Source organism: Parendozoicomonas verongulae (assembly GCF_009711465.1).
Lineage (GTDB): Bacteria > Pseudomonadota > Gammaproteobacteria > Pseudomonadales > Endozoicomonadaceae > Sansalvadorimonas > Sansalvadorimonas verongulae.
Window position 1 is genome coordinate 1,603 of record NZ_SMME01000640.1, and the last position, 695, is coordinate 2,297.

1 protein-coding gene is annotated in these 695 nt (G+C 43.2%); it reads right to left on the minus strand.

The window, feature by feature from the left end; genetic code table 11:
- Positions 1-630 (minus strand): ankyrin repeat domain-containing protein (locus tag E1189_RS24930; RefSeq protein WP_329601876.1); only part of this gene is annotated, 630 nt, incomplete at its 3' end.
- Positions 631-695: the final 65 nt, after the last annotated feature.

Consider the following 695-nt stretch of genomic DNA (forward strand, 5'->3'; position numbering starts at 1 on the left):
TAGTAAATCAGTCAGTTTTAAATGACCATACCTAACAGCAGCCCATAACGCTCTGTTGTCGCTTTTTAAACCGTATTCATCTACCAATATTTTTATGACTTCTTCATGGCCTTCAGCAGCGGCGTAATGCAAAGCATTTTGTTTATTGAAACTCGTTAAATTTGGGTTTACAGCATATTTATCTATCAAAAGTTTTAAAATACTTGTGTGTCCACATGCAGCTGCAAAATGCAGAACACTTTCTTCCCGGTTATTAACAGCATATAGATTTGCGCCATAGTCATCTATTAAAGCTTGGAGTATACCAATGTGTCCATACTCTGCAGCGGCATGTAATACACTATTATCTGCTTCTGTCACCGAATTAGGGTTTGCCCCAAGCTGTATGAGCTGATGCACACGTTCAAGATTCCCCTCTTTGACAGCCTGATGCAATGGAGACCAGCATTTTTCCTGCGAGCTGGATTGATTTACAACGAAAATGGTGGGCCGTTGTGCCCCCGTATTGGGAGCAGCCGATGGTTGTTGTGGGGAGTCATGGGGTGTGTCTTTTTCATTGTCTCTTGAAGGGTTTTCTTTTGGTTTGCTCCCATCTGTCTTTGGTTCTTCAGGCTCATCCCCCCCTTCCACAACAATACGCGGTACCCTGACATCCCTTAACTGATTAATAGAGAGCGACCTTCTGCAATGGGAAC